Raw genomic sequence first — 23,110 nt, forward strand, 5'->3', positions numbered from 1 at the left:
CGACACGTTCTGCGGCACACTGGTCGCGGCGCTCGCGCAGGGCGCGGCCTTCGCCGCGGCGTTGCGCCGCGCCTGCGCCGCCTCGGCCCTGGCCTGCACCCGCCCCGGCGCGCAGAACAGCGTGCCGGCTTGCGACGAGGTCGAACGCCGGCTCGCCGACGCCGCCGATCCGATCCCGGCGCCCGCCACGTCTTTCCCGCTCCAGGCTTAGCGACGTTCCCATGACCTCAGCGCCCCGCCCGCCCGACGCCCCCGACTTCCACGATGCCGCCAGCGAGGACGAGCGTCCGCGCGTGCGCACCGAGTACAAGTTCTCGCACGTCACCACCCAGCGTTATCTGCCGCTGCCGGGCAAGGCGCCGGGCTGGCCGTTCGCCGAGATCGGCCACTGGAAGGTCGATGTCGACGGCACCCTCGACGACTGGATCGCCGAGCTGCGCGATTGGCGCCGCGAACACCTGATCCGGATCGGCTACGACGACGCCCATTACCGCCGCCCGGAACTGCAGTGGGCGCAGCGCAATTTCGTCCATGCCCAGATGATGGCCGAGGACCGTTACTTCTACGATCCGGTCGCCGGCCGCTACACGGTCGACCGCTATCTCGACGACCTCGAGCGCCGCTACGGCGGCATCGACAGCGTGCTGATCTGGCACGTGTACCCGAACATCGGCGTCGACGACCGCAACCAGTTCGACCTCGCCGCCGACCTGCCCGGCGGGCTCGACGGCCTGCGCGGCGCGATCGCGGATTTCCATCGCCGCGGCGTGCGCGTGTTCCTGCCGACCATGCCCTGGGACCAGGGCACCCGCGACAGCGGACGCACGGACTGGGAATCGGTCGCGCAATTGGTGAAAGCGGTCGGCGCCGACGGCGTCAACGGCGACACCTACAACGGCGTGCCGCGCGCGTTCTTCGACGCCTGCGACGCGCTCGGCCACCCGGTGGTGCTGCAGCCCGAGTCGACCATCAGCGCCGAGGAGGCGCTGATCTGGAACGTGCAGAGCTGGGGCAAGAAGGCGCCCAACGAAGTCGTGCCGCCGGTCGCCAAGTTCAAGTGGCTGGAACCGCGCCACATGATCAACTACGAGAATCGCTGGGGCCGCGAGCGCAATCACGACCTGCAATACATCTTCTTCAACGGCATCGGCTACAACGCCTGGGAGAACGTCTGGGGCCTGTGGAACCAGCTCGGCGAGCGCGACGCCGAGACCTTGCGGCGCATCGCCACGATCGAGAGGCAGTTCCCCGCCCACATGGTCAGCGCCGACTGGCGCCCGTATGCGCGCACCCTGCAGGCCGGCGTGTTCGCCAGCCGCTTCCCGCACGGCGGCAGCACGCTGTGGACCCTGGTCAACCGCAACGAATACGAAATCGCCGGCGAGCAGATCGCGGTCGATCATCTCGACGGCACGCGCTACTACGACGTCTGGAACGGCGTCGCCTTGCAGCCGCGCTTCGACGGCGGCCGCGCGGTGCTCGACTTCGTGCTCGAAGGCCGCGGCTTCGGCGCCGTGCTCGCGCTGGCGCCGGGCGCCGCGATCGACGGCCTCGACGCGTTCCTCGGCCGCATGCACGCGTTATCGGCGACGCCCCTGCATCGTTACTCGAACCAGTGGCGCGCCCTGCCGCAACGGCTGGTGCCGATCGAGGCGGTCGCGGCGGTCGCATCGGCGCCGTCGGGCATGCTCGAGATCCCGGCCGGCGAATTCGATTTCGTGGTCGGCGGCGTCGAGATCGAAGGCCAGACCTGGGAAGGCGTCGACGTGCAATACCCGTGGGAAGACAGCCCGCGCCGCCATCACCGCAAGCGCATGCGCCTGCCGCGCTTCTTCATCGACCGCACCCCGGTGACCAATGCCGAGTACCAGCGCTTCGTCGCCGACAGCGGCTACGTCCCGCGCGATCGGCACAATTATCTGCGCGACTGGGTCGACGGCGCGCCGCGCCCGGGCTGGGAACGCAAGCCGGTGACCTGGGTCGCGCTCGAAGACGCACGCGCCTATGCGCAGTGGGCCGGCAAGCGCCTGCCGCGCGAATGGGAATGGCAGTACGCCGCCCAGGGCGGCGACGGCCGCCGCTATCCCTGGGGCGAGGATTGGCGCGACGACGCGGTGCCGGTGCCCAACCGCAGCCGCCGGCTGCGCGCGCCGGCCGATGTCGACGCGCACCCGGCCGGCGCCAGTCCGTTCGGCGTGCTCGACCTGGTCGGCAACGTCTGGCAATGGAGCGACGAATATCTCGACGAACACACCCGCGCGGCGATCCTGCGCGGCGGCAGCGCCTACCAGCCGCAGACCTCGCACTGGTACTTCCCGCAGGCCTACCGGCTCGACCAGCACGGCAAGTACCTGCTGATGGCGCCGAGCAAGGATCGCTCGGGCTGCATCGGCTTCCGCTGCGCGGCGGATGCCGCATGAATACCGGCATGCCGCACGGCGAGCGTTCGCACCACATGGCCGCGGTCCGCCCTGGCGGACCACGGGATGGAACGAACGTCCGCCTCGGCGGCCTGCTCGGCGAGGCGCTCGAAGCCAATCGCCACGGCCGGCTGTCGCACTTCATCGTCGACGAGACCAGCCCGGCGATCGCGATCTTCGCCCCGCAGCAACGCCGGCAGAACCGCGAAGGCGACTGGTACGGCGAGCATGCCGGCAAATGGCTGATCGCCGCGGCCAAGGCCGCCGCGCGCAGCGGCGATGCCGGACTGCGTGCGCGCCTGTTGCGGGTCGCCGACTTCCTGGTCTCGACCCAGGAAGACGACGGCTACCTCGGCACCTATGCGCCCGGCTGCCGCTTCATGCGCAGGCAGCCGCCCAAGCCGGTGAGCTGGGACGGCGCGCCGAGCGTGCGCACCTGGGACATCTGGACCCATGCCTATCTCATCCTGGGCCTGCTCGAAGTGCATCGCCACTTCCCGGCGCCGCGCTATCTCGACGCGGCCCGGCGCATCGGCGATCTCTGCCTGCGCAGCCTCGGCGACGACGGCATCGACATCACCGAGCTCGGCAACCACCACGGCCTGTCGGCGACGGTGCTGATCGACCCGGCGGTCGAGCTGTATTTCGCTACCGGCGAAGCGGCGTATCTGCACCTCGCGCAGCTCGTGCTCGCGCAGGCCGAGCGCCACCCCGAACTGCGCTTGCTGTCGCAGGCGCTGGACGGCACCGACGCGGCGCAGATCGCGACCGGCAAGGCCTATCAGCTGGCCTGGAACCTGGTCGGCCTGGCCAAGCTGCACCGCGCCACCGGCCATCCCGATTACCGCCGCGCGGTCGAGAACCTCTGGGGCAGCATCCGGACGCACCATCTCAGCCTCGGCGGCGGCCCCTGCGGCGGCGTCGGCCACCGCTCGCGCGAAGTGTTCAACCCGGCCGGGGTGTTCAGTCCGCAGGCCTATGTCGAAACCTGTTCGACCCTGGCCTGGATGCAGTTGAACCGCGAACTGCTCACGATCAGCGGCGAGGCGCGTTATGCCGAGGAGATCGAGCGTTCGGCCTACAACGATCTGCTCGGCGCGCAGGCGCCCGACGGCGAAGACTGGTGCTATTACGTATTCGCCAACGGCCGTCGCGTGCACACCACGTACTGGCGCTGCTGCAAGTCCAGCGGCGCGATGGCGCTGGAGGAACTGCCCGGCGTGGCCTATGCGCGCGCCGGCGACGAGGCGATCGCGGTGAATCTGTACGCAGCGGGCTCGGCGCGGATCGAGCTGCCCTCGTGCGGGCCGGTGACGATCGAACAGGACACCGCCTATCCCTTCGACGGCGCGATCCGCCTGCGCATCGACCCCGAGCGCGCCGCGCGCTTCCGGCTCAAGCTGCGCATTCCGTCCTGGGCCGCGCAGGCGCGGATCGCGGTCAACGGCACGGCCTGCGAGGGCGAGATCGTCCCCGGCGATTACTTCGTCATCGACCGCCGGTGGTCGGCGGGCGACGCGATCGACCTGCAATTCCCGATGACGCCGCAGGCCCATACCGCGGTCCACCGCAACGTGCAGGAGTCGCGCGCGCCCGACGGCAGCGCGGTGGCGCAGGAAGTGCTGCACTACGAGTACCTCGCGCTGACCTGCGGGCCGCTGGTGTATGCGACCGGCCTGATCGACGGCTTCAAGACCGAGGAAACCCTGCGCCTGCCGTCGACGCCGCCGAGCGCCTGGCTGCGATGGTCGGGGCCGGATCCGGTCGAGCCGCTGCCGCGCATCGAGCTCGACCCGGGCTATCGCGCGCCGCTGTTGTTTCATCCCTACTACTGCGCCGGCGGCCGCATCCACGGCGCCTGGCGCCTGACCTGGATGTCGCTCGCGCCCACGCCGCTGCCCTCGCCTCCGCCAGCGACGTGACTGCCCGCACAGTCCACGCGCCAAGCAAGAATTTGTGCTGCCAGAACATATGCGGCGAGGGTGTTTCCGCGGCCGCGACTGGCGCACAGTGACCCGGCACAGCGACTCGGCATCAGGTTCCAGGCTTTCGGACGCGCACCGCATGGACTCCACTTCCCCCGCCCCGACCTCCGACCGCACGGCTCCGGCCGGGCCGCTCGCCGGCATCCGCGTCCTCGACCTCAGCGCCTACATCGCCGGCCCCTACGGCTGCACGCTGCTCGCCGACCAGGGCGCCGACGTGATCAAGATCGAGCCGCCCGACGGCGACAATCTGCGCCAGTACCCCTCGACCCTGGCCAGCGAAAGCCGCGCCTTCCTCGGGGTCAACCGCAGCAAGCGCGGCATGGTGCTCGACCTGAAACGCCCGGCCGACCATGCCGTGCTGCTGCGCCTGGTGCGCGAGGCCGACGTGTTGGTGCACAACTTCCGCCCGAGCGTGCCGTCGCGCCTGGGCATCGATTTCGAGCGCCTGCAGCTGATCAATCCGCGCCTGATCTATTGCGCGGTCAGCGGCTACGGCGAGAGCGGCCCGATGAAGGACAAGGCCGGCTACGACCAGGTGCTGCAGACCATGACCGGGATGTGCGCGCTGCAGGGGCGCCGCGGCGGACCGCCGGAGATCATCTACGGCTCGGTGGTCGATTACTACGCCGCCGCCCTGCTCGCCGCCGGCGTGTCCTCGGCGCTGTACGAACGCGAACGCAGCGGCGTAGGCCAGTTCGTCGGGGTGTCGTTGTTGCGCAGCGCCCTGACCATGCAATCGGCGCGGATGATCTGGGCCGACGGCGAAGGCCTCGACATCGGCCGCGACATGCGCTCGGGCGGTGTCACAGGGATCCACCCCACCCGCGACGGCCATATCTATATTTCGGCCAACACCGCGCGCTTCTGGAAAGCCCTGTGCGAGAAGACCGGGCTGGCCGAACTCGCCGACGACCCGCGCTACGACAGCGTGCGCAAGCGCGCGCAGGCGGTGGCCGAGATCGTGCCGCGCCTGCACCAGGCGTTGGCGGCGCGCGGCGCGATGGAGTGGGAAGCGCTGTTCGGCGACGAGGTGCCCTGCGCCGCGGCGCGGCGCATCGAGGACATGTTCGAGCATCCGCAGGTGCTCGCCGAGGGCATCGTCGGCCCGATCGAGCACCCGCAGGTCGGCCGCTACCGAGGCGTCGCCCAGTCGATCAAGTTCGGCCGCACCCCCGGCCCGGCCCCGTTCGCCGCGCCGATGCTCGACCAGGACACCCGCGCGATCAAGGACGAACTGGCCGACCGCGGCGCGCTGAGCTGGCGGCGGCGCGGCCCGGTCGAAGGCTGAGCGCCGGGCGTCCCTCCGTCCAGGCTCAGGCGCGCCGCGCTAGTAGCGCGCGGCCTGCGCATCCAGGGCGAACTTCTGCCACAGCTCCTCGAACTGGCCGGCGAAGCAACGCACCAGGTTGGCATCGTCGGTCACCACCAGGTTCTCTTCGTTGCTGGTGGTCGCGCTGCGGGTCCAGTTGAAGCTGCCGTTGGCCAACACCCGGCCGTCGAACAGCGAGAACTTGTGGTGCATGTGGAAGGGGCTGTCGTCGATCCGCACCGGCACACCGGCGTCGCGCAGCCTCAGTACGTCGCTGCCGTCGTCGAACTTCTTGTCGTTGTCGCTGATCAGGCGCACTGCGATGCCGCGCCGGTGGCAGGCGAGGATCTCCTCGCTGAGGCGGTCGTCGGAAATCGTGTAGACGCAGATGTCGACGCTGCGCCTGGCGCCGCGGCACAACTCGCGCAACTTGCGCAGGCAGGCGTCGCCGGGGGCGAAGTAGGCGCTCGACACCGTCGCCGGCGCGGCGACCACGTCGAGAGTCTTGATCACCTGTTCCAGCCAGCGCAGGCCGTCGAGGGCATGCACCGGCTCGCCGAGCATCAGCTCGCGGGCCATCGCGAAGGCGCGGTTGCGCAGATAGCGTACGCGCTCGCTGCCGAGCCCGGCGCCGAGCTCGCGCAACTCGAACTTCTCGTCGTTGTCGAGCGTGCGATCGGCGATGCTGTCGCGCAAGGTCTGGTCCAGCCGGCCGAAATCCATTCCTGTCCCTGCCTTAGCGTTGGATGCGACCGTTGAGGCGGTCGGCGAATTCGTTGAGCGCGCGCTGCAGTTCGCGCTGCTGCTCGGTCATCTCCGCGCGCGTCGGCGCGTCGTCGACGTCGCGCTGGCCGAGCCGCTTGAAGATCTCGACCAGGGCTTCGTTGAGCCGGGCCTGGCGCTCGCTGCTGTCCTGCAGGTGGTTGACCAGCGGATCGAAGGCCGACTGCAGCGACGGCACCAGCGAGGTTTGCAGCGACGAGCCGAGACCGCTTAGCACCTCGCCCAGATCCGGCGTCGGGCCAGCCGGAAGCGCCGGCGGTTGCGCCTGCGCTTGCGCCACACGTTCCAGCGCCGCGAGGATTTCCGGCCACGGCGCCGACGGCGGCGGTGCCCCGGCACGGCTCGCAGCCTGAGTGGCCGACTGATCGAGCGAGCGTACGCTCTCGACCAGGTCGTTGAGCTGCGCCACGACCCGAGTGCCGACATCCGCGTCGCCCGCGCCCATCGCCTTGTTGCGCTGGAAATCGCGCTTGATCTGCGCCCAGCGCGCAGCCTGCGCTTCGTCGAGGGTGCCGCGCATCTCGCCTAGCTTGAGCAGGTTTTCCTCGGCGCCGCTGGTCAGCAGCTGCGCCTCGCCGAGATAGTGGTCACCGATCAGCTGTTGCAGCTCGGCCTCGTTCATCACCGGCGAGATCTTCTCGGCGAGCTTGTTCATGTTGCGATAGCTGCCCTGCAGCTTGAACGGCGGCTCGGTGCGATAGCTCTCGGCCTGGGCGGCGCTGGCGATGTACTGCTGGTTGACCCGGTAGACCACGTCGCGCACCTTCACCAGCCGCTCCAGGGTGGCGACGATCTCGTTGATCTCCGCCCCGCTGTAGGCGTGGCTGAGTTCGTTGGCCGAGAACGGCTTGCCCTGGGCCTTGTCGACGAAGCGATACAGGTCGGCCATCTCGCGCGTCGCCAGCGGCGCCAGCACCGGGTTCGAGGTCAGGCTGTTTTCGATGTAGCTGAGCACGAACGAGGCCTCCATGCCGCCGAGCACGTCGCCGAGGTTGTAGATGTCGGCGCGGTTGGCGAGCATGTCCGGGATCTTGAAGACCTCGCCGGACTCGGTGTAGGGGTTGCCGGCCATGACCACGCAGAACTTCTTTCCGCGCATGTCGTAGGTGCGGGTACGGCCCTTCCACACGCCCTCGATGCGGCGAGTGCCGTCGCACAGCGAGATGAATTTCTGCAGGAACTCCGGATGGGTGTGCTGGATGTCGTCGACATACAGCATCACGTTGTTGCCCATCTCCAGGGCCAGGTTGAGCTTGTCGAGCTCCTGGCGCGAAGTCGCATCGGGCGCCTGCTCGGGGTCGAGCGAACGCACTTCATGGCCGAGCGCGGGCCCGTTGATCTTCATGAAGATCAGGCCGAGCCGGTGCGCCACGTATTCCATCAAGGTGGTTTTGCCGTAGCCCGGCGGCGAGATCATCATCAGCAGGCCCATCAGGTCGCTGCGCTTGCTCTCGCCGACCGTGCCCATCTGCTTGGCGAGGTTGTCGCCGATCACCGACAGATAGACGTCGTTGATGAGCTTGTTGCGCACGAACGAGGTCAGCGGACGCGGCTTGAACTCGTCCAGGCGCAGGGCATGGCGCTCGCGACCGACGATTTCCTGGCGCAGGGCCTGATAGCGCTGGAAGCCGGGAACGAAGGTCTCGCGGTGATGACGCAGGCGCGCCGACCAGTCGTCGATCGCCAGGCTCATGCGGCCCTCGACGATGCGCGGGTGCTCGCCGAGCAATCCCTGCACCGGCGCGCTCAGGTCGACCTCGGTGATCTTCTTGGGGAAGCGTTCGTCGAGCAGCAACAAGGTCGCCGCTTCGGCGGCGTAGGCCGACACCGGCGCGAGCTCGGGGGTGCGCGCCAGCGCCTCGACCCAGTTCATCGCCAGCGCCCAGCGCGCGGCGACGCGGTCGCCGAGACCGTCGAGGGCCTGGACGAAGCCGTCCCACATCCGCGCCGCGGTGAGTTTGTCGCGCAGCGCCTGCAGCAGTTGTTGCGCGTACTTGCTGAACACGAACTGCGGGTGCTCGGCCGACAGCTCCAGTACCAGGTACTCGGCCGCGCGCGGGGTCAGCGCCGGGTCGATCGCCAGGGTGTGCTGCCGGGCGAACCCGGTCATCGCCGCGGCGATTTCGGTGCGCAGCGATTCCAGCCCGGCGGCGCTGGCGAACAACTGCTGGATGTCGCGCGCGGTGCGCGCGCGTTCCGGCCATTGGCGAGCGTCGGCGTGTTCGGCGGCCCGCGACCAGAACAACGCCGCCCAGGCGCGCGCGGCCGGCTCGAAACCGAGACTGCCGGCGCTGTCGCGCAGCGGCAACAGCGCCTGCAGGATCAGGCTGGCGTCATGGTCGTGGATGCCCTTCTCGTAGCCTTCGCGATAGCGCGGCGCGGCGAAGTCGCGCACGCTGCGCGCCAGCAGTTCCGGCTGCGCCAGTTGCTGGCGCAGCAGGTCCAGGCTGAGCCCGTCGCTGTTCGCGCCGGCCGCCTCGAGCACCAGGCCGGCCAGGTACTCGCCGCGGTACAGCTGCGGCGATTCCGAATCCATCGACACGCCCCAGTAATCGCGTGCGGCGTCGAGTTCGGGGTTGCGCAGCGGCTCGAAGAAATCGGTGCCGGTCAGGTGCAGGTTGAGCACGTCGCCGCGCGGCAACAGAGTCAGGTCGAGTTCCTGGGTGTTGACGCTGAAGCGGTGGCGCGGGCCCAGCTTGATGACGTTGCCGCCTTCCTCGAACAACTCGCTGCGATCGCGCAGCGCGCGCACCGCCTGGTCGCGCGCGCCCTTCAGGCGCGCCTCGACATCGTCGGCCTTGACGCTGTCCTTGAGCGTGCGCAGGCGTTCGGCCAGTTCGCGCAGCTTGAGGATCAGCGGGTCGCTGGCGAAAAACGCGTTGAGCTCGTCGCTGCCGACGAAGCGCGCGGTACGCCGGCCGAGCCCGTCGAGGATGCGGGCGGCCGCGTCCATGACCGCCTGCGCCTTGCGCTGGCGGTCGTCGAGCAGGGTCTGCTTGTGCGCCTCGAAGGTTTCGAGCAGTTCCTCGCGCTTGGACAGGATGTCGCCGAGGAAGGCCTCGTGCTCGCCGAACTGGCTTTCCAGTTCCTCCAGCTGCACCATCAGCCGCGACAGCTGCTCGTCGGCGCGCTCGGGGTCCTGGGCCAGCGACAGCGCGCTGGCGATGCTTTGCCCGAACAGGGTGAACTGGGCGCCGAACTGCGCCACCGACTCGCTCGAGCCCAGGCTCTTGCGGCGCTGCTCGGCGCGCGCCTTGGCCTGGTTGAGCTTGGCGTAGATCTCCGAGATCGACTCGACGATGCGGGTGCGCTGGGTGGCGTCGTCGACCTTCAAGGTCGCCATCAGCGCCGACAGCATGTCGAGGTCGCCCGACATCGCCTGCATCTGTCCGATCGGTTCGAGCAATTGCGCCACGCTGACCGCTTGCTGCGCCTGCGCTTCCAGGGCGTGCAGCCGCTCGCCCAACGGCGCCAGCGCCTTGTCGCCGGCGAGGAAGGCGCCGGTCGCCGCGGCGGTGCGCTCGTGCGCGCCGATCAGGTCCTGCTCCATCGCATCGATGCCGGCCACGTCGATGTAGCGGTAGTCGCGGATCGTCAGCAGATGGCCGCGCTGCGCGGTCAGGCCGTTGAGGGCGTCGACGAACTCCTGCACCCGCTCCCAGTTCTCCGGCTGCAGGCCGTCGAGCAAGGCCTTCTGGCGCGTGCGCGCCTCGGCCATCGCGCGCTCGGACTGGCTGCGGATGCCTTCGACCTTTTCGTATTCGTCGAGCACCGACTCGGCGGTCGCGGCGATCTCGCGCAGCAGCGGCGCGGTGCCGCCGCAGGCCGGGTCGGACAGCCAATGGTGGGCGTCGAACAGGCGCCGGGTGTTCTGCGCCAGCAGGCCGTAACGCTGCGCCGAGACTTCGGTGGCCTCGATCTCCCGCGACAGGCTCATCAGTTCCGACAGGCCGCGGACCAGCTCGGCGTTGCCGATCTTGCCCATGAAGCTGTTGCCGGCCGGCTGCTTGGCGGCGAATTCGTCGCTGTAGTACGGCGTCTGCCAGACCTGCATCGGATGCACCCGGGTCGGCTCGTCGCTCTCGGTGGCGAAGATCACCATGCGCCCGTCTTCCAGGCGCGCATAGCCATGGCCGAAGATCGGCGTCTGCAGTCGCCGCTCGATCATGTTGTAGGTGAACATCGCGGTGCGGCCCTGCTCGGGCTCGTAGAACAGGTACAGCACGTCCTCGCCGTTCGGCGAGCGGATGGCGCGCTTGAAGCGCATGCCGTCCATGGCCTGGTCGAAGCGCTTGTGCTCGCCGTTCTGCAGGTAATAGCCGCCGGGGAAGATGATTCCGTGGTCTTCCGGCAACTGGATGCAGGCCAGGCCGATCTCGTCCAGGCGCACCACCTTGCGGGTCAGGGTGTTGAAGACCAGATAACGCCACTGTTCTTCCCGGTACGGCAGGATCTTCAGCAGGACCAGGCTGCCGACGCGCGCGTAGTCGACCTGGGCGTCGTCGAGCGACTGGGTCTTGTCGGCGACCGGCTCGCGGTAGATGCCCTGGCCGTCCTCGGTGTTGTTCTCGATCTTGATCGTGAGATCGCCGTTGACGGTCTCGACGAACACGCTGTCGAGAATGTTCAGGTGCGGGTGGCGGCCGTTGACCACCATCTCGCGGGTCGCGCGGGTCCACTCGAAATCGAACGGCGCCGGCAGCGCGATGTCGCGCTCGCCGCGGTTGTCGATGTACGTCACCTCGCCGCCGGGCGCGATCGCCCAGCGGAACACGCGCAGGTCGGTGATGCGCTCGCCGATCTGGAACGCCGCGAGCAATTTGCCGTCGCGCACGATCAATTGGATCAGGCGGGTGTTCTTGTAATACGCGTACAGCTCGCGGAAATCCTGGGCGAAGCTGTCGATGCCGAGGAAGCTGCCCTTGAGCTCGACCGGGGTGACGTCGTAGCCCTCCGGCCCCTGCACCAGCTGGTACAGCGCGAACACGTCCTCGACCCGGGTCTCTTTCTTGAGCCCGAGGAAAACGTTGTAGCCGAACACCAGGCAATCGCCGACCTGGACGATGTCGCGGGCGACGCAGTTGTTCTCGGTGCGCAGGCGGAACCGGCCGACCACCGCCATCTGGCTGCTGCCGAACTCCTCGAGGCGCTGCTGGTTCAAGCCCTGGGCGATATCGCGCAGGCGCTGGCCCTGCTCGGCCAGGCGTTTGCTCAATACCTCGTAGGCGCCGCCCTGGGCGACGGCCTGGTCGACGGCTTGGTTCGCCGCTGCCCTGTTGGCGCCGCTGTCGTTCGCGTTCTCGCCCGTGGCCGCGCCCGGCTTGGTGTCCGCCATGTGTCCGTCCTAACGATCCTGCCGGCGGCGCGCTGAGCCGCGCCGCCGGCGTGCTGCCATGCGCCGCCGATGCGGCGGCGCGTTCCTTGGTCGATGCTGCTGATCCCGGCCGCGAGCGGTCAGGAGTCCAGCACGGTCTCGCTGGCGGCCTTGCCGTCCGGCTTGCCGTCCGACTTGGCCAGCAAGCGCTGCAGCACGTCCTGCACGATCGGGCTCTTGCCGGCCACGCCCTCGATCGCCTTGCCGACCGACAGCGCCTTGGCGAAGGAGTTGAAGAACTCGCCTTCGCCGCCGACGATATCGATGTTGGCCTTGCTGAGCGCCGCGGCCAGCACGTCGGCCTGTTCTTTGGCGACTTCCTTGTTGGCCTCGATCGACGCGATCGCCTGCTCGAAGTTCTTCTCCAGCTGCATGCGGAATTCTTCGTGCGAGCGGGCCTGGTCGCTGAGCGAATCCAGCGCGCCGAACTTCTGCGACAGGCCCTCGGCCTCGGACTTGAACTTCTGCAGCAGCACCTCGGCTTCCGACAGGCCCAGGTCCCGGGTCGCCTTGGCCTTGGCCGCGCCCAGCTGCTCGTCGCCGCGCGCCTGCGCGAACAGGTTCTCTTCCAGCACCTTGGCGTCGGAAAGGCCCTGCTTCTGCTTGGCGTCGGCCTGCGCCTCGATCACCCGCGCCTGCGCCAAACCCTTCTCCTGCTCGCCGCGGGCTTCCGCGGTCAGGGTTTCGGCGATCACCCGCGCCTTGGCCATGCCTTCCTTCTCGCTGGCCGCCGCGGTGACTTCGCGTACCCGCGCATCGGCCAGGCCGGGCGCGGCGCGTTCGGCCTCGATGCCCTCGGCCAGCTTCTTCTTGGCTTCGGACTGCTTGCCGGCCGCTTCCAGCTCGGCCTGCGCCAGCACCGTCATCTCGCCGGCGCGGTGCTTGGACGCGGTCTCGTTGGCCTCGGCCTGTTTGACCTGCCGCACCAGCTCTTCCTCGGCCGCGGCCTGCGCGTTGAGCACCGTGACCTGCTTGGCGCGATCGGCCTCGGACACCGCGCGCACTTCCTTGATCCGCTCCTCTTCCTGGGCCACGGTCTTCTCGACCGCGATGCGCTCGCGGATGACGTTGGCGATCTCCTTGCGCTGTTCTTCCAGCGCCTTTTCCTTCTCTATCCGGTTCAGCTCGACCTCGCGCTCGCGCGAGACGATTTCCAGATCCTTGGCGCGGGTGACCTTCTCGACCTCGATCACCACCGCGCGCTGGCGGTTTTGCTGGGCCACTTCGACTTCGCGCTGACGGTTCTGCTCGCGGATGTCGAGCTGCTCCTGCACCGAGATGCGCGCCTGCTCGGACTTCAGCCGCTCTTCTTCCTGGACCTTGGCGGTCTCGGCCTGCTCGCGCGCCTGGATGGTCTGGATCTCGCGCTTCTGCCGCGCCTCGGCGTCGGCCTGCTGGCGCTCGAGCGCAAGCATGGCTTCGCGGGTCTCGACGTTCTTCTTGGTGATCGCCAACTGCTCGTTGCGTTCGAGTTCGTTGGTGATGACGTTCTGCGCCGCGGTCAGCTCGGTGATCTTGCGGATGCCCTCGGCATCGAGGATGTTGGTCGGGTCGAGCGAGGACTTCGGGGTCTGCTCCAGGTAGTCGATCGCGACGTCTTCGAGCACGTAGCCGTTGAGATCGTTGCCGATCACCTCGACGATGCGGTCGCGGAACTCCTGGCGGTTCTCGAACAGCTTGACGAATTCGATCTGCTTGCCGACCGTCTTGAGCGCTTCGGAGAACTTGGCGTTGAACAGCTCATTGACCGCGGTGCGGTCGGAGGCGCGGTCCACGCCGATCGACTTGGCGACCTTGAGCACGTCCTGCTGGGTCTCGTTGACCCGCAGGTAGAACGCCACGGTGATGTCGGCGCGCATGTTGTCCTTGCAGATCAGCCCGTCCTTGGCGCGGCGGTCGACCTCCAGGGTGATCAGGGAGATCTTCATGAACTCCTTCTTGTAGATCACCGGATACACCAGCGCGCCGGTGAAATGCACCTTGGGCATGGCCGACATGTCGTTGACGATCAGCGCGGTGCCCTGCGGGACCTTGATGTAGAAGGCCTTGAACATCATCAGCAGGACGAACACGACCAGAATGCCCAGGCCCACCAGGGTCAGGACCATGAAAATACCCGACGGAAAATTCATCTTTGCATCTCCCTATGACTCGACTTCGATACGGACGGCGACGCCCCGACAGGGTCAGGCGCCGCGAAATTCTTCTTCGCTGACCACGCGGTAGGCGTTCTGGTCGGCGAGATACTCGATCAACACCACGCGGTCGCCGCGCTTGAAACGTTCGCCGCCTTCGTCGCGGATCTGCAGGATCAGGCCGGCGCCGCCGTCCTCGATCGCCGCGGTGCCGGTGGCCCGGGTGACCCCCGGACTGCGGATCACCGCGGTCTGGCCCAGCAGCGGCCGCGGCGGCTCGGGCTGCATCTTGCGCAGCAGGCGCCGCACCGGGCGCAGCGCGAACGCGGCGACCGGTATCGCCACAACGAAGGCGACCACCAGCGCGACCAGGTCGGCGACGAAGCGCACGCCGCCGCCCGGCAGCAGGCGCAGCAGGTACAGGTCGGCCAGGTAGGTCAGCGCCCAGGCCGTGGCGATCAGCACGCTCAGCACGACGGTCACCGGGATGCCGCCGAGGCCCAGGCGCATCAGCGGATCGAACACGCTTTGATGGTGATGGGCGCCGTCGGCCAGCGATTGATCGCCGAGCGCATGGCCGTGGCCGTGGCCGTCGCCGCCGAAATGGCCATGCCCGTGGCCGAACAAGCCGTCGGCCACGTCCATGCCGACCAGGCCGAGCGCCGACAACAGCCAATAGCCGACCACCACGCCCAGCAGGACGGAGTAGAACGCCGTTGGAAACGAAAACACGATCTGCAGAAACTCGATCATCACCCCTCCCTCCCCGCGTGCCGCGCTCCCTGCGGCGCCTCCATGAAGCCGGTCAGCCCGGCAGTTTCTGTCGCAGTCGAAGCAATACCGCTTCGGCGCCGGCGTCGTCGGCGATGATGCCGGCCTCGCGCAACTTGCGTTCCAGCGCGTCGCCGCCGTCCTGGCGCGCCAATTCGGTCGCCGCCTCCATGCGCGCGCCGCGCTCGGCCTGCTTGTGCTTGATCCGCGCCAACGAATCGACCGCGGTCTGCAAACGGTTCTGCGGCCCGGCGTAGCGATGCGCGACCGCGGCCTGCGCGCGCTGCATGCTTTCGGTGGCCTTGACCGTGTCCAGTTGCTGCTTGAGCCGGCGGATGTTGCCTTCGGCCATGGCGATGGCCTTGCGCAGCTCGGTCGCGCTGAGCGCGAGTTGCTGTACCTGGCGTTCGTCTTCGCCGCGTCCGGATTCGAGCCGCACGATCTTGTCGGCGACTTCGCGCGCCAGCGGCTCGTCGCCGGACTCCAGCGCCTTGATCGCATAGCCCTCGTATTCGGCGACCCGGTCGGCGGAGTCGGTCAGCCGCCGTTGCGCCAGCGCATGGCGCGCCATCAACTCGGCCAGCGCTTCGCGTGAGCGGCGCAGCTCCAGGTCGCAGTCGCGGATTTCCTGGTCGAGGATGCGCAGCGCCTGGCTGTCGACCCAGGCCTCGCCGAGCTCGCGCGCACCGCCGCGGATCGAAGTCAGCAGCTTGCTCCAGATGTTCGAATCGGACGTGGGCATCAGGCCACCTCCAGCAACTGGGCTTCGTAGGCCTCGGTCGCCTTGATTACGTTGTCGGCGAGGGTCTCGATCTCGTACAGCACGTTCGACAGTGGCGAAGCGGCACTGAGCGCGCCGAACATCATGTACACCGACTCGCCGTCGGCGAGGGTCTCGATCCCGATCGTCGACAGCGGAAACACCTTGTGAGTGCGCAGCACTTCCTCGTTGAAGGCCGAGGCGTCGCGCACGTGCGCGACCGGCCACAGCAGCGCCTCGACCACGATCTGTTCGCCGACCACCGCCACGAACAGCGGCAGGTCGCCGTACTCGGCCATGACCAGGTGCAGGCTCGGCTCGGCCCCGTCGATCAGCTCGATCTGCGAATCGCCGTAGACGAACTCCTCGTCCTGCGACAACGCGTCGTACAGACCCGCCGCCGTCCAGACCTTGCCGTCGCTCATCGAACTCTCCACGCGTCCTCGCCCCGGCGCCGCACCGCGCGGCTGCCGCATCCGCCGCTCCACCGCCATGAGTTCTTCGGAAAATTCCGGCAGCACCCACAGCTCTTTCTTGACCAGCCCCTTTTCGCGCAGGCGCTCGCGATGTTTGCGCTGGTAGTAGGCAGAGGATCGACGTTCCATGTCATTCACGATAAGCCATCACATGTGACACCGGCAAGCATGACATGTGAGATGCCGACGAACGGCGGGGCTAGGCTGAGCGCTGATATAAACGCGTTATTTCAAGAACTTAGCAGTGAGCTAAGGGCGAAACCGCCCCGAAGCGGCGCAAACGCCGGCATGGCCAGAGGCGACGGGACCCGACAGCGGCGCCGCAACCCAAGGTTCGCGGTCGCCAAACCGATTGCGACGAAACCAACGCCAAGCCCGGGCGCCGCCCGACGCGGCCGCGATCCCCGATCCCCGATCCCCGATCCCCGAGTCCCGAGTCCCGAGTCCCGAGCCCCCAATCAAGGATTCCGTCAATCGCCCGCACCCCGTCGCGCGGCCCGGCCGTTGCCGACCGGGCCGCGACGCGGATCGTTTCAGGCGGAAATACCGTGCTGCCTGCGCGCCTCGTCGATGCGGCGCTTCACGTCGGCGTCGAGCGTGCCGAGTTCGGCCTGCTTGAAGATATTGTCGAGCACGCGCTTTTCGTCGTCGTCGATGATCTGGTCGCGCAGCGCCAGGTCGAGCAGCTTCTGCAGTTCGGCGACGTCGAGCGTGCCGTCGTTGGTGAATACCGGGATCGAGGCGAGGGCGATCTCGAGGTGGCTCTTGGGCTGGGCCATGACGGCAACTCCGTTGCGGTGGATGAAGTCCTGAACGCGACGCCGGTGGGGCGGGGGCGCGTGATGGGATCGACTATAGCAAGGACGGGCTACGCGGTAGCGGCCATCGAGGCGCGGCCCGCGCCCGTCGCGGTTGCCGGGCGCTGCTTGTGCTTTGCCGTTGCCGTTGCCGTTGCCGTTGCCGTTGCCGTTGCCGTTGCCGTTGCCGTTGCCGTTGCCGTTGCCGTGATTTTGATCTGCTTTGGTGCGTTGCTGGTCAAGTGAAGACCCGGAGGGCGGCCCGCAGGGAGGCGGGCCGTGCGCAACCAGGCCAGGGATGGCCTGTCTGGAGCATCCCTGCGTCGGCTTCGATCGTGCAGGCTGGTGCCCATGCAGGAAGAAGCACTTTTCTTTGGTGACTTTCTGTTGCTTTGGACGAGAAAGTTACCCGCACCCTTTCGGGGGCGGAAGCTTTGCTGTTGATGTGGCTTCAAAGCCCTGCGATAAGAAACGCCGCACCGGAGGCAGCGCGGTCGCGACTTGCGTCGCCCCTACCCCCGCGAGAGTTAACGGCTTCGACGGGTAGCTCCCGCGTTGCGGCCTCTGCGCGCCCCTTGGTCGCGGCTTGCGCCGCTCCTACCCTGAGGGGCTGCCGCCGGCATCGGCGCGGGATTGAGGTGTCGCGGTCGCGACTTACGTCGCTCCTACAGGGGCGGATTCGCGGCATGGCGTTACATGCCCCCCTTTGTAGGAGCGACGTAAGTCGCGACCACGGAGCGCGCAAAGATGACAGGGCCGTCGCTGTTCATCGAAGCGCCGAGCCATTGCAGGGTAGGAGCGGCGCAAGCCGCGACATCGCTGCGACGGTCTTGCGGTGTCTCTGTCAAGTAAGGTCGGGGTCAGAACAAGATCAAACCCAAAGCTTCCGCCACTAAAGCGGCGGGTTACTTTCTCGTCCAAAGCAACAAAAGAAAGGTAACCAAAGAAAAATGCTTCTCTTTGAATCACCGGCCCGCACGATCGGCGCCGACGCGGAGATTTTTCATACGGGACCTCCCTGTCCCGATGAATAACGGCCCGCATCCCTGCGGGCCGCCCTCCGGGTCTACTCTCGCATCGCAAGTTCGAGGCTGCGCCGAGCTGCTTAAGCCAAAGCTAAAGTCAAGCCAGAGCCAAAGGCAACGCAAAAGCTGTTATGCGTGCCGGGGTTCCGAAATTGGCGTCCGACTGCGACGCGACCAAGCCAACGCCGCCACTCAACTGCACAAAGCGAAAAGCCCGATGCTTGCGCACCGGGCCTTTCGTATTCGACTGCGTCGGCTCGCGCCGCGCTTAGCCGCGTGTTACCAGACGACTTCGGCCATCGAGCAGTTCAGGCCCGAGCCGATGCCGAGCAGGGCGACGCGGTTGCCCTTTTTCAGGCGGCCCATCTCGCGCAGCTTGCTCAGCACGATCGGCACCGAGGCCGGGCCGATGTTGCCGTGCTCGCCGAAGATGGTCATGACTTTCTTCGGGTCGATGCCGAAGGCCTTGAGGAAGGCCTGGGTGTGGGCGCGGCTGACCTGGTGGATGACGAATTCGTCGAGTTCCTCGACCGCCCAACCCAGCGCGGCCTTGGCCGCGGCGAAGGTCTTGTGGCCGAGCTTGAGGCCTTCGATCATCAGCATGCGGCCGTCGGCCACCATGCGGTCGTGATGCAGGTCGCCCAGGCAGAGCTGGTTCCACTCGGTCGCCGAACGGGTCACGCCGCCGCGGTAACGCGGAGCGCCCGGCGCGAGTTCGGCGCGCGCCAGCACCATGGCGGCGGCGCCGCTGCCGAGGGTCAGGGTCGCCATCTCGTCGCGCAGCTGCGACTCGGTGACGTCGGCCTTGCTCAGGCGCTCGATGGTCTTCTCATAGGCGAGGTTGGCGGTTTCGCCGTCGACGACCAGGGCGTAGTCGATCTCGCCGCGCTCGATCATGCGCCCGGCGATGTCCATGCCGTTGAGAAAGGCGAGACAGGCGTTGGCGACGTCGAAGTTCTGGCAGTTCTCGCCCAGACGCAGATTGCCGGCGACGATGCTGGCCGTGGACGGCTCCAGGTAGTCGCGGCTGACCGAGGTGTTGACGAGCAGGCCGATCCGATCGGTGTCGACCGCGGCATCGGCGAGCGCCTTGACCGCGGCCAGGGTGGCGGCATCGGATGCGCGCATTTCGCCGTCCCACAGACGGCGCTCGTGCACGCCGGCCACGTCCTGCAGGACATTGACCTTGATGCCGAGGCGATCGAGGGTCGGCTTGAGGCGGGCGTTGATTTCGTCGGAGGTCAGCCTGCGCGGAGCATCGACGTGAGCGAGCCCGGCAATAGCGACGTGTTGGAACAGCATGGGCGCAAACCCTTCGCGGACAAAGTGCGACAGATTAGCGCCTTCACGACCCCTATGCATTAGCCGGGATAGGCCCGCGGCCGGTGACCGACGTGGGCACGGCGCCCGAAACCCCTTTAAAAACAGCAAATTACGACGACACCGGAGGCCTGAATCAGGCCGTACGCGAGGGTTTGGAACCCGGCTTAGCCGCCTACCGGATAGGTCTGGGCGGCCGCGGAAGGCGCCGATTGCGCAGCCGGGGCCGCGCCGGGGCCGCAGCGGTAGGCCGCAAAACGCTGCTGGCCGTCGGCCGGCGCCGCGATCGGCTGGATGGTGTCGGCCTGCAGGCCGGGGGCTTCGTTGCGCGCCAGGGTCTCGAGTTCTTCGCGCACGCGCAGGGCGTTGCGTTCGTAGAAAGCGACGTTGTGCTTGACCGCGACGACGACTTCGCCGCGCTTCTCGCAACCCGACGGTGCCGCGCCGGCCGAGAGCACGCGTATCGCCTGCGCGCCCGGCGCCATCGGCACCCAAGTGCAGGCCGAGCCCATCAGGGCCAGAGTCGAAACCACGGAGACGATGGCCAACGCGCGCATGGAAACCTCGTTAGGGAAGCGATCGCGCGCATTGTCGCCGGAATCGGCTGAGCGCGGTAGGAATGGGGCGCTGGCCGGAGAGAGGGAAAGCGAAAGCGAATCCCCCCTGCCCCTGTGCAAAGGGGGGAATCCATCTTGGGGAGGAGGGGCGGTGGATGCGGAGCGGCTCCGCTCACTGTCCGCCGAAAACGTGGCGACAGAAACGACGCGACCCTACCCGCTTTAAAAGGAACGGCGACCGCGAAGCGGACGCGGGAGATTTGGCTTTAGCTTTTGCCGTTGCGGCCATCGCGGCTGCACCACAACAACAACGGGCCGCCTCCGAAGAAGCAGCCCGCTGCCATGAGCGAGGGGAGTCGATCGCCTCAGCGCACCGGCTTGCCGTCCTGGTCGATCACCTTGACCTCGCCGAGCTTGAGCGCGCGGATCGGCTCCTCGATCTTCGACAGGTCGCCGACCACGACCCAGGTCAGCGCGGCCGGATCGAGGGTCTTCGCCGCGGCCTGCGCCAGGGCCGGGGTCATCGCTTCGTTGCGCGCCTTGTACTCGAGAATGTAGTCGGCGGGACGGCCATAGCGCTGGTCGGCGCTGACCTGGGCCATCAGGGCGTCGGTGGTTTCGTAGGCGCCCGGCAGGCTCAGGGTGTTCGAGGCGCGGATCTTGGCGACCTCGGCGGCGCTGATCGGGGCGCTGCCGCTGGCGAAGGCTTCGATCTCGCGCTTGAGCTCGGTCAAGGATTCGACCGTTTTGTCCGACTGCACCGCGGCCTGGGCGATCCACGGCCGCTGGCCCTTGGCGTTGCCCGAACCGCTGTAGGAACCGTAGGCCCAGTGCTTGTCCTCGCGCAGGTTCATGTTGAGGCGCGAGCTGAATTCGCCGCCGAGCACGCCGTTGGCGAAATCGAAATCGATCGTGCTCGCGTCGCCGGTTGGCGCGATCAGTTCGCCGACGTAGAGGTTGGACTGGATCGCGCCGGGCTGGTCGACCAGGAACACCCGCGGCGCCTTCGGTCGCGCCACCGTGGCGAGCCCCGGCAGCGCCGGTGCGTCGGCACCGGCCTTCCAGTCGCCGAAGCGGCGCTCCAGCTGCGGCACGATCTGCGCCAGGGTGGTGTCGCCGACCACGAACACGCGCGCACGGTCGGGCTGCAGCCAATCGCGATGGAAGGCGACCAGATCGTCGCGGCTCAGCGAGGCGATCGAGGCCTCGGTGCCGGTGCCGGTGAACGGAATCGCATAGGCGTGGCCCTCGCCGTACAGCAGCGGCGGCAACACCCGCAGCGCCGCGGTCTGCGGTCGCGCCTTCTCCTGCTTGATCCCGGCCAGCCACTGCGCGCGCACGCGTTCGATTTCGGCGGCCTCGTAGCGCGGGCGACGGACGACGTCGGCGAACAGGTCCAGCGAGGGTTCGAGCTTGTCGGTCAGCGCCGACATCGCCACGTTGGCGCTGTCGAGGCTGGCGTTCGACGACAGCTCGACGCCGAGCGCTTCCTTGCGCGCCGACAGCTGCAGCGCGCCGTAGTCGCCGGCGCCTTCGTCGAGCATGGCCATGCTGAAGCTGGCGGTGCCGACCTTCTTGCCGAGGTCGGCGCTGAAGCCGCCGGGGAATTCCATCGCCAGCTGCACCACCGGGGTTTCGTGGCGTTCGATCAACACCACTTCCATGCCGTTGCCCAGGCGCGCGCGCTGCGGCGTCGGAAAGTCGAGGTCGGGGAAGCGCTGGGTGACCGGCACGCCGGCGCTGCGGTCGACGGTGGAGGCCACGGTCTTGAAGCGCGGGTCGGCCGGCGGGATCCCCGCCGGCCGGGTCGCCGGCGCGGCGCGCACGGTCTCCGGCAGCGACGAGGCCGGCTTGTCGCCGGGCACCACGATCAGGGTGTGCGAACCGACGCCGAGCCACTTGCGGCCGGCCGCCTGGACGCTGGCCGGGGTCGCCGCGGCGAGCTCCTTGAGTTCGTCGCGATAGCAGTCGGGCTTGCCGAGCAACACCGCGCAGCGCGCGAGCACGTCGGACTTGCCGCCGAAACCGCCGATGCGCTCGATCCCGCGGACGAAGTCGGCGCGGCTGGAAGTCTTGGCCTGCTCGAGCTCCTGCGCGGTCGGGCCCTGCTCGATCAGGCGCCGGATCTCTTCGTCGATGGCCGCGCGCACTTTCGCCGGGTCGACGCCCTGCTTGACGTTGGCGACCACCACCAGGGTGCCGCTGATCTCGGCATCGTTGATCGACACGCTGGCGCTGTCGGCGATGCGGTCGGCGTGGACCAGGCGCGCGTCCAGGCGCGAGGCGGCGCTGCCGCCGAGCACCTGTGCGAACAGGGCCAGCTCGGTGCCGTCGGCGCTGCCGAATTCGGCGACCGGCCAGGCGCGGTAGACGCGCGCCTGCGGCACGCGGTCGGGCACGGTTTCCTCGGTGTCGCGCTCGCGCTTGGGCACGCGCGCGGCCATGTCGGGCAGGGTCGCGCTGGCCGGGATGTCGCCGAAGTAGCGCAGCGCCTTGTCCTTGGCGGTGGCCAGGTCGATGTCGCCGGCGAGCACCAGCACCGCGTTGTTGGGGCCGTACCAGCTGCGGAACCAGGTCTTGACGTCGTCTAGCGAGGCCGCGTCGAGGTCGGCCATCGAGCCGATGGTCTGCCAGCTGTAGGGATGATCGGCCTGGTACAGCGCTTCGTAGAGCTTGGCGCTGATGCGGCGGCCGTAAGGCTGGTTCTCGCCCTGGCGCTTTTCGTTCTGGACCACGCCGCGCTGTTCGTCGAGAGTCTTCTGGTCGATCGCGCCGAGCAGATGGCCCATGCGGTCGGATTCCATCCACAACGCCATGTCGAGCGCGGTGGTCGGCACGTTCTGGAAGTAGTTGGTGCGGTCCTGGTTGGTGGTGCCGTTCTGGTCGGTCACGCCGACCAGTTCGAACGGCGCGAAGAACTCGCCCTTGTGATTCTCGGAACCCTGGAACATCAGGTGCTCGAACAGATGCGCGAAACCGGTGCGCCCGGCCTGCTCGTTCTTGCTGCCGACGTGGTACCAGACGTTGACCGCGACGATCGGCGCCTTGCGATCGGTGTGGACGATCACCCGCAGGCCGTTGGGCAGGGTGAACTCCTGGTACGGAATCGAAACCTCGGCCTTCGCGCCGGCATCGACGCTCGCGGCCAGCGCCGGCGCGCAGACCGTGCCGGCCAGCGCGGTCGCCAGCGCCAGGGCGAGCGCGGCGGCGCGCGGACGGACGACGCGCGGCGCGTTCGGGAACAATGAGGACTTCGGCGACATGGGCACTCCTGGCTGGGGTCGTCCGCGCACGGACGAAACCGCCATCCTAGGCGGGTCGGCCCGCCCAGGCACTAGGCCGGCGGTCATATGGGGGGCGACGCCCTGCCTGCGTTGCGGCTGCGGGCGGCGGCC

General features: G+C 68.2%; 14 protein-coding genes and 1 pseudogene. 5 read left to right on the plus strand and 10 right to left on the minus strand.

Annotated elements, in window-relative coordinates:
* From ACSAMQ_RS08205 to ACSAMQ_RS08220, 4 genes are all read left to right on the plus strand, one after another.
* Positions 1-211 (plus strand): PfkB family carbohydrate kinase (locus tag ACSAMQ_RS08205; protein WP_435395167.1); only part of this gene is annotated, 211 nt, incomplete at its 5' end.
* Between the two features lie 10 nt (positions 212-221).
* Positions 222-2,420, plus strand: a complete 2,199-nt coding sequence (locus ACSAMQ_RS08210) for a formylglycine-generating enzyme family protein (protein ID WP_435395168.1) — start codon at positions 222-224, stop codon at positions 2,418-2,420.
* On the plus strand, positions 2,417-4,342 hold the full coding sequence (locus ACSAMQ_RS08215; RefSeq protein WP_435395169.1) for a glycoside hydrolase family 127 protein: 1,926 nt from the start codon (positions 2,417-2,419) through the stop codon (positions 4,340-4,342). Before ACSAMQ_RS08210 ends, ACSAMQ_RS08215 begins: the two co-directional genes overlap by 4 nt.
* 142 nt (positions 4,343-4,484) lie before the next feature.
* A complete protein-coding gene (locus ACSAMQ_RS08220; protein ID WP_435395170.1) occupies positions 4,485-5,696 on the plus strand; it encodes a CaiB/BaiF CoA transferase family protein in 1,212 nt (403 codons plus the stop codon).
* Between the two features lie 39 nt (positions 5,697-5,735).
* On the opposite strand, the gene ACSAMQ_RS08225 is transcribed toward ACSAMQ_RS08220, so the two are convergent.
* The 7 genes from ACSAMQ_RS08225 to ACSAMQ_RS08255 form a co-directional block, all read right to left on the minus strand.
* Positions 5,736-6,440 carry a phospholipase D-like domain-containing protein gene (locus ACSAMQ_RS08225; protein WP_435395171.1) on the minus strand — a complete coding sequence of 235 codons (705 nt, stop codon included), beginning with the start codon at positions 6,438-6,440 and terminating at the stop codon, positions 5,736-5,738.
* A 13-nt stretch (positions 6,441-6,453) separates the two neighbouring features.
* Positions 6,454-11,835, minus strand: a complete 5,382-nt coding sequence (locus ACSAMQ_RS08230; RefSeq protein ID WP_435395172.1) for a DNA repair ATPase — start codon at positions 11,833-11,835, stop codon at positions 6,454-6,456.
* Positions 11,836-11,954: 119 nt separating this feature from the next.
* Positions 11,955-14,006, minus strand: a complete 2,052-nt coding sequence (locus ACSAMQ_RS08235; protein ID WP_435395173.1) for a hypothetical protein — start codon at positions 14,004-14,006, stop codon at positions 11,955-11,957.
* 54 nt (positions 14,007-14,060) lie between these two features.
* A complete protein-coding gene (locus ACSAMQ_RS08240) occupies positions 14,061-14,762 on the minus strand; it encodes a hypothetical protein (protein ID WP_435395174.1) in 702 nt (233 codons plus the stop codon).
* Between the two features lie 52 nt (positions 14,763-14,814).
* Positions 14,815-15,522, minus strand: a complete 708-nt coding sequence (locus tag ACSAMQ_RS08245; protein ID WP_435395175.1) for a PspA/IM30 family protein — start codon at positions 15,520-15,522, stop codon at positions 14,815-14,817.
* Positions 15,522-16,145: a biofilm formation regulator BacA gene (gene bacA, locus ACSAMQ_RS08250; RefSeq protein ID WP_435395176.1), complete on the minus strand. Its 624-nt coding sequence runs from the start codon at positions 16,143-16,145 to the stop codon at positions 15,522-15,524. Before bacA ends, ACSAMQ_RS08245 begins: the two co-directional genes overlap by 1 nt.
* A gap of 404 nt (positions 16,146-16,549) precedes the next feature.
* Positions 16,550-16,795, minus strand: a complete 246-nt coding sequence (locus tag ACSAMQ_RS08255) for a hypothetical protein (protein ID WP_435395177.1) — start codon at positions 16,793-16,795, stop codon at positions 16,550-16,552.
* A gap of 18 nt (positions 16,796-16,813) precedes the next feature.
* Between ACSAMQ_RS08255 and ACSAMQ_RS08260 the strand changes: the two genes are divergently transcribed.
* A complete protein-coding gene (locus ACSAMQ_RS08260) occupies positions 16,814-17,059 on the plus strand; it encodes a hypothetical protein (protein WP_435395178.1) in 246 nt (81 codons plus the stop codon).
* 1,058 nt (positions 17,060-18,117) lie between these two features.
* Here ACSAMQ_RS08260 and ACSAMQ_RS08265 read toward each other — a convergent pair.
* The 3 genes and pseudogenes from ACSAMQ_RS08265 to ACSAMQ_RS08275 form a co-directional block, all read right to left on the minus strand.
* Positions 18,118-19,140, minus strand: a complete 1,023-nt coding sequence (locus ACSAMQ_RS08265) for a 3-oxoacyl-ACP synthase III (RefSeq protein WP_435395179.1) — start codon at positions 19,138-19,140, stop codon at positions 18,118-18,120.
* 251 nt (positions 19,141-19,391) lie between these two features.
* Positions 19,392-19,715, minus strand: a pseudogene (locus ACSAMQ_RS08270) (DUF4156 domain-containing protein); the annotation flags it as partial.
* A 365-nt stretch (positions 19,716-20,080) separates the two neighbouring features.
* The gene (locus ACSAMQ_RS08275) at positions 20,081-22,978 is read right to left on the minus strand and encodes a M16 family metallopeptidase (protein WP_435395180.1); all 2,898 of its coding nucleotides are present in this window, start codon (positions 22,976-22,978) and stop codon (positions 20,081-20,083) included.
* Positions 22,979-23,110: the final 132 nt, after the last annotated feature.

This window comes from Lysobacter sp. 1R34A (assembly GCF_051217035.1).
Classification (GTDB): Bacteria; Pseudomonadota; Gammaproteobacteria; order Xanthomonadales; family Xanthomonadaceae; genus Lysobacter.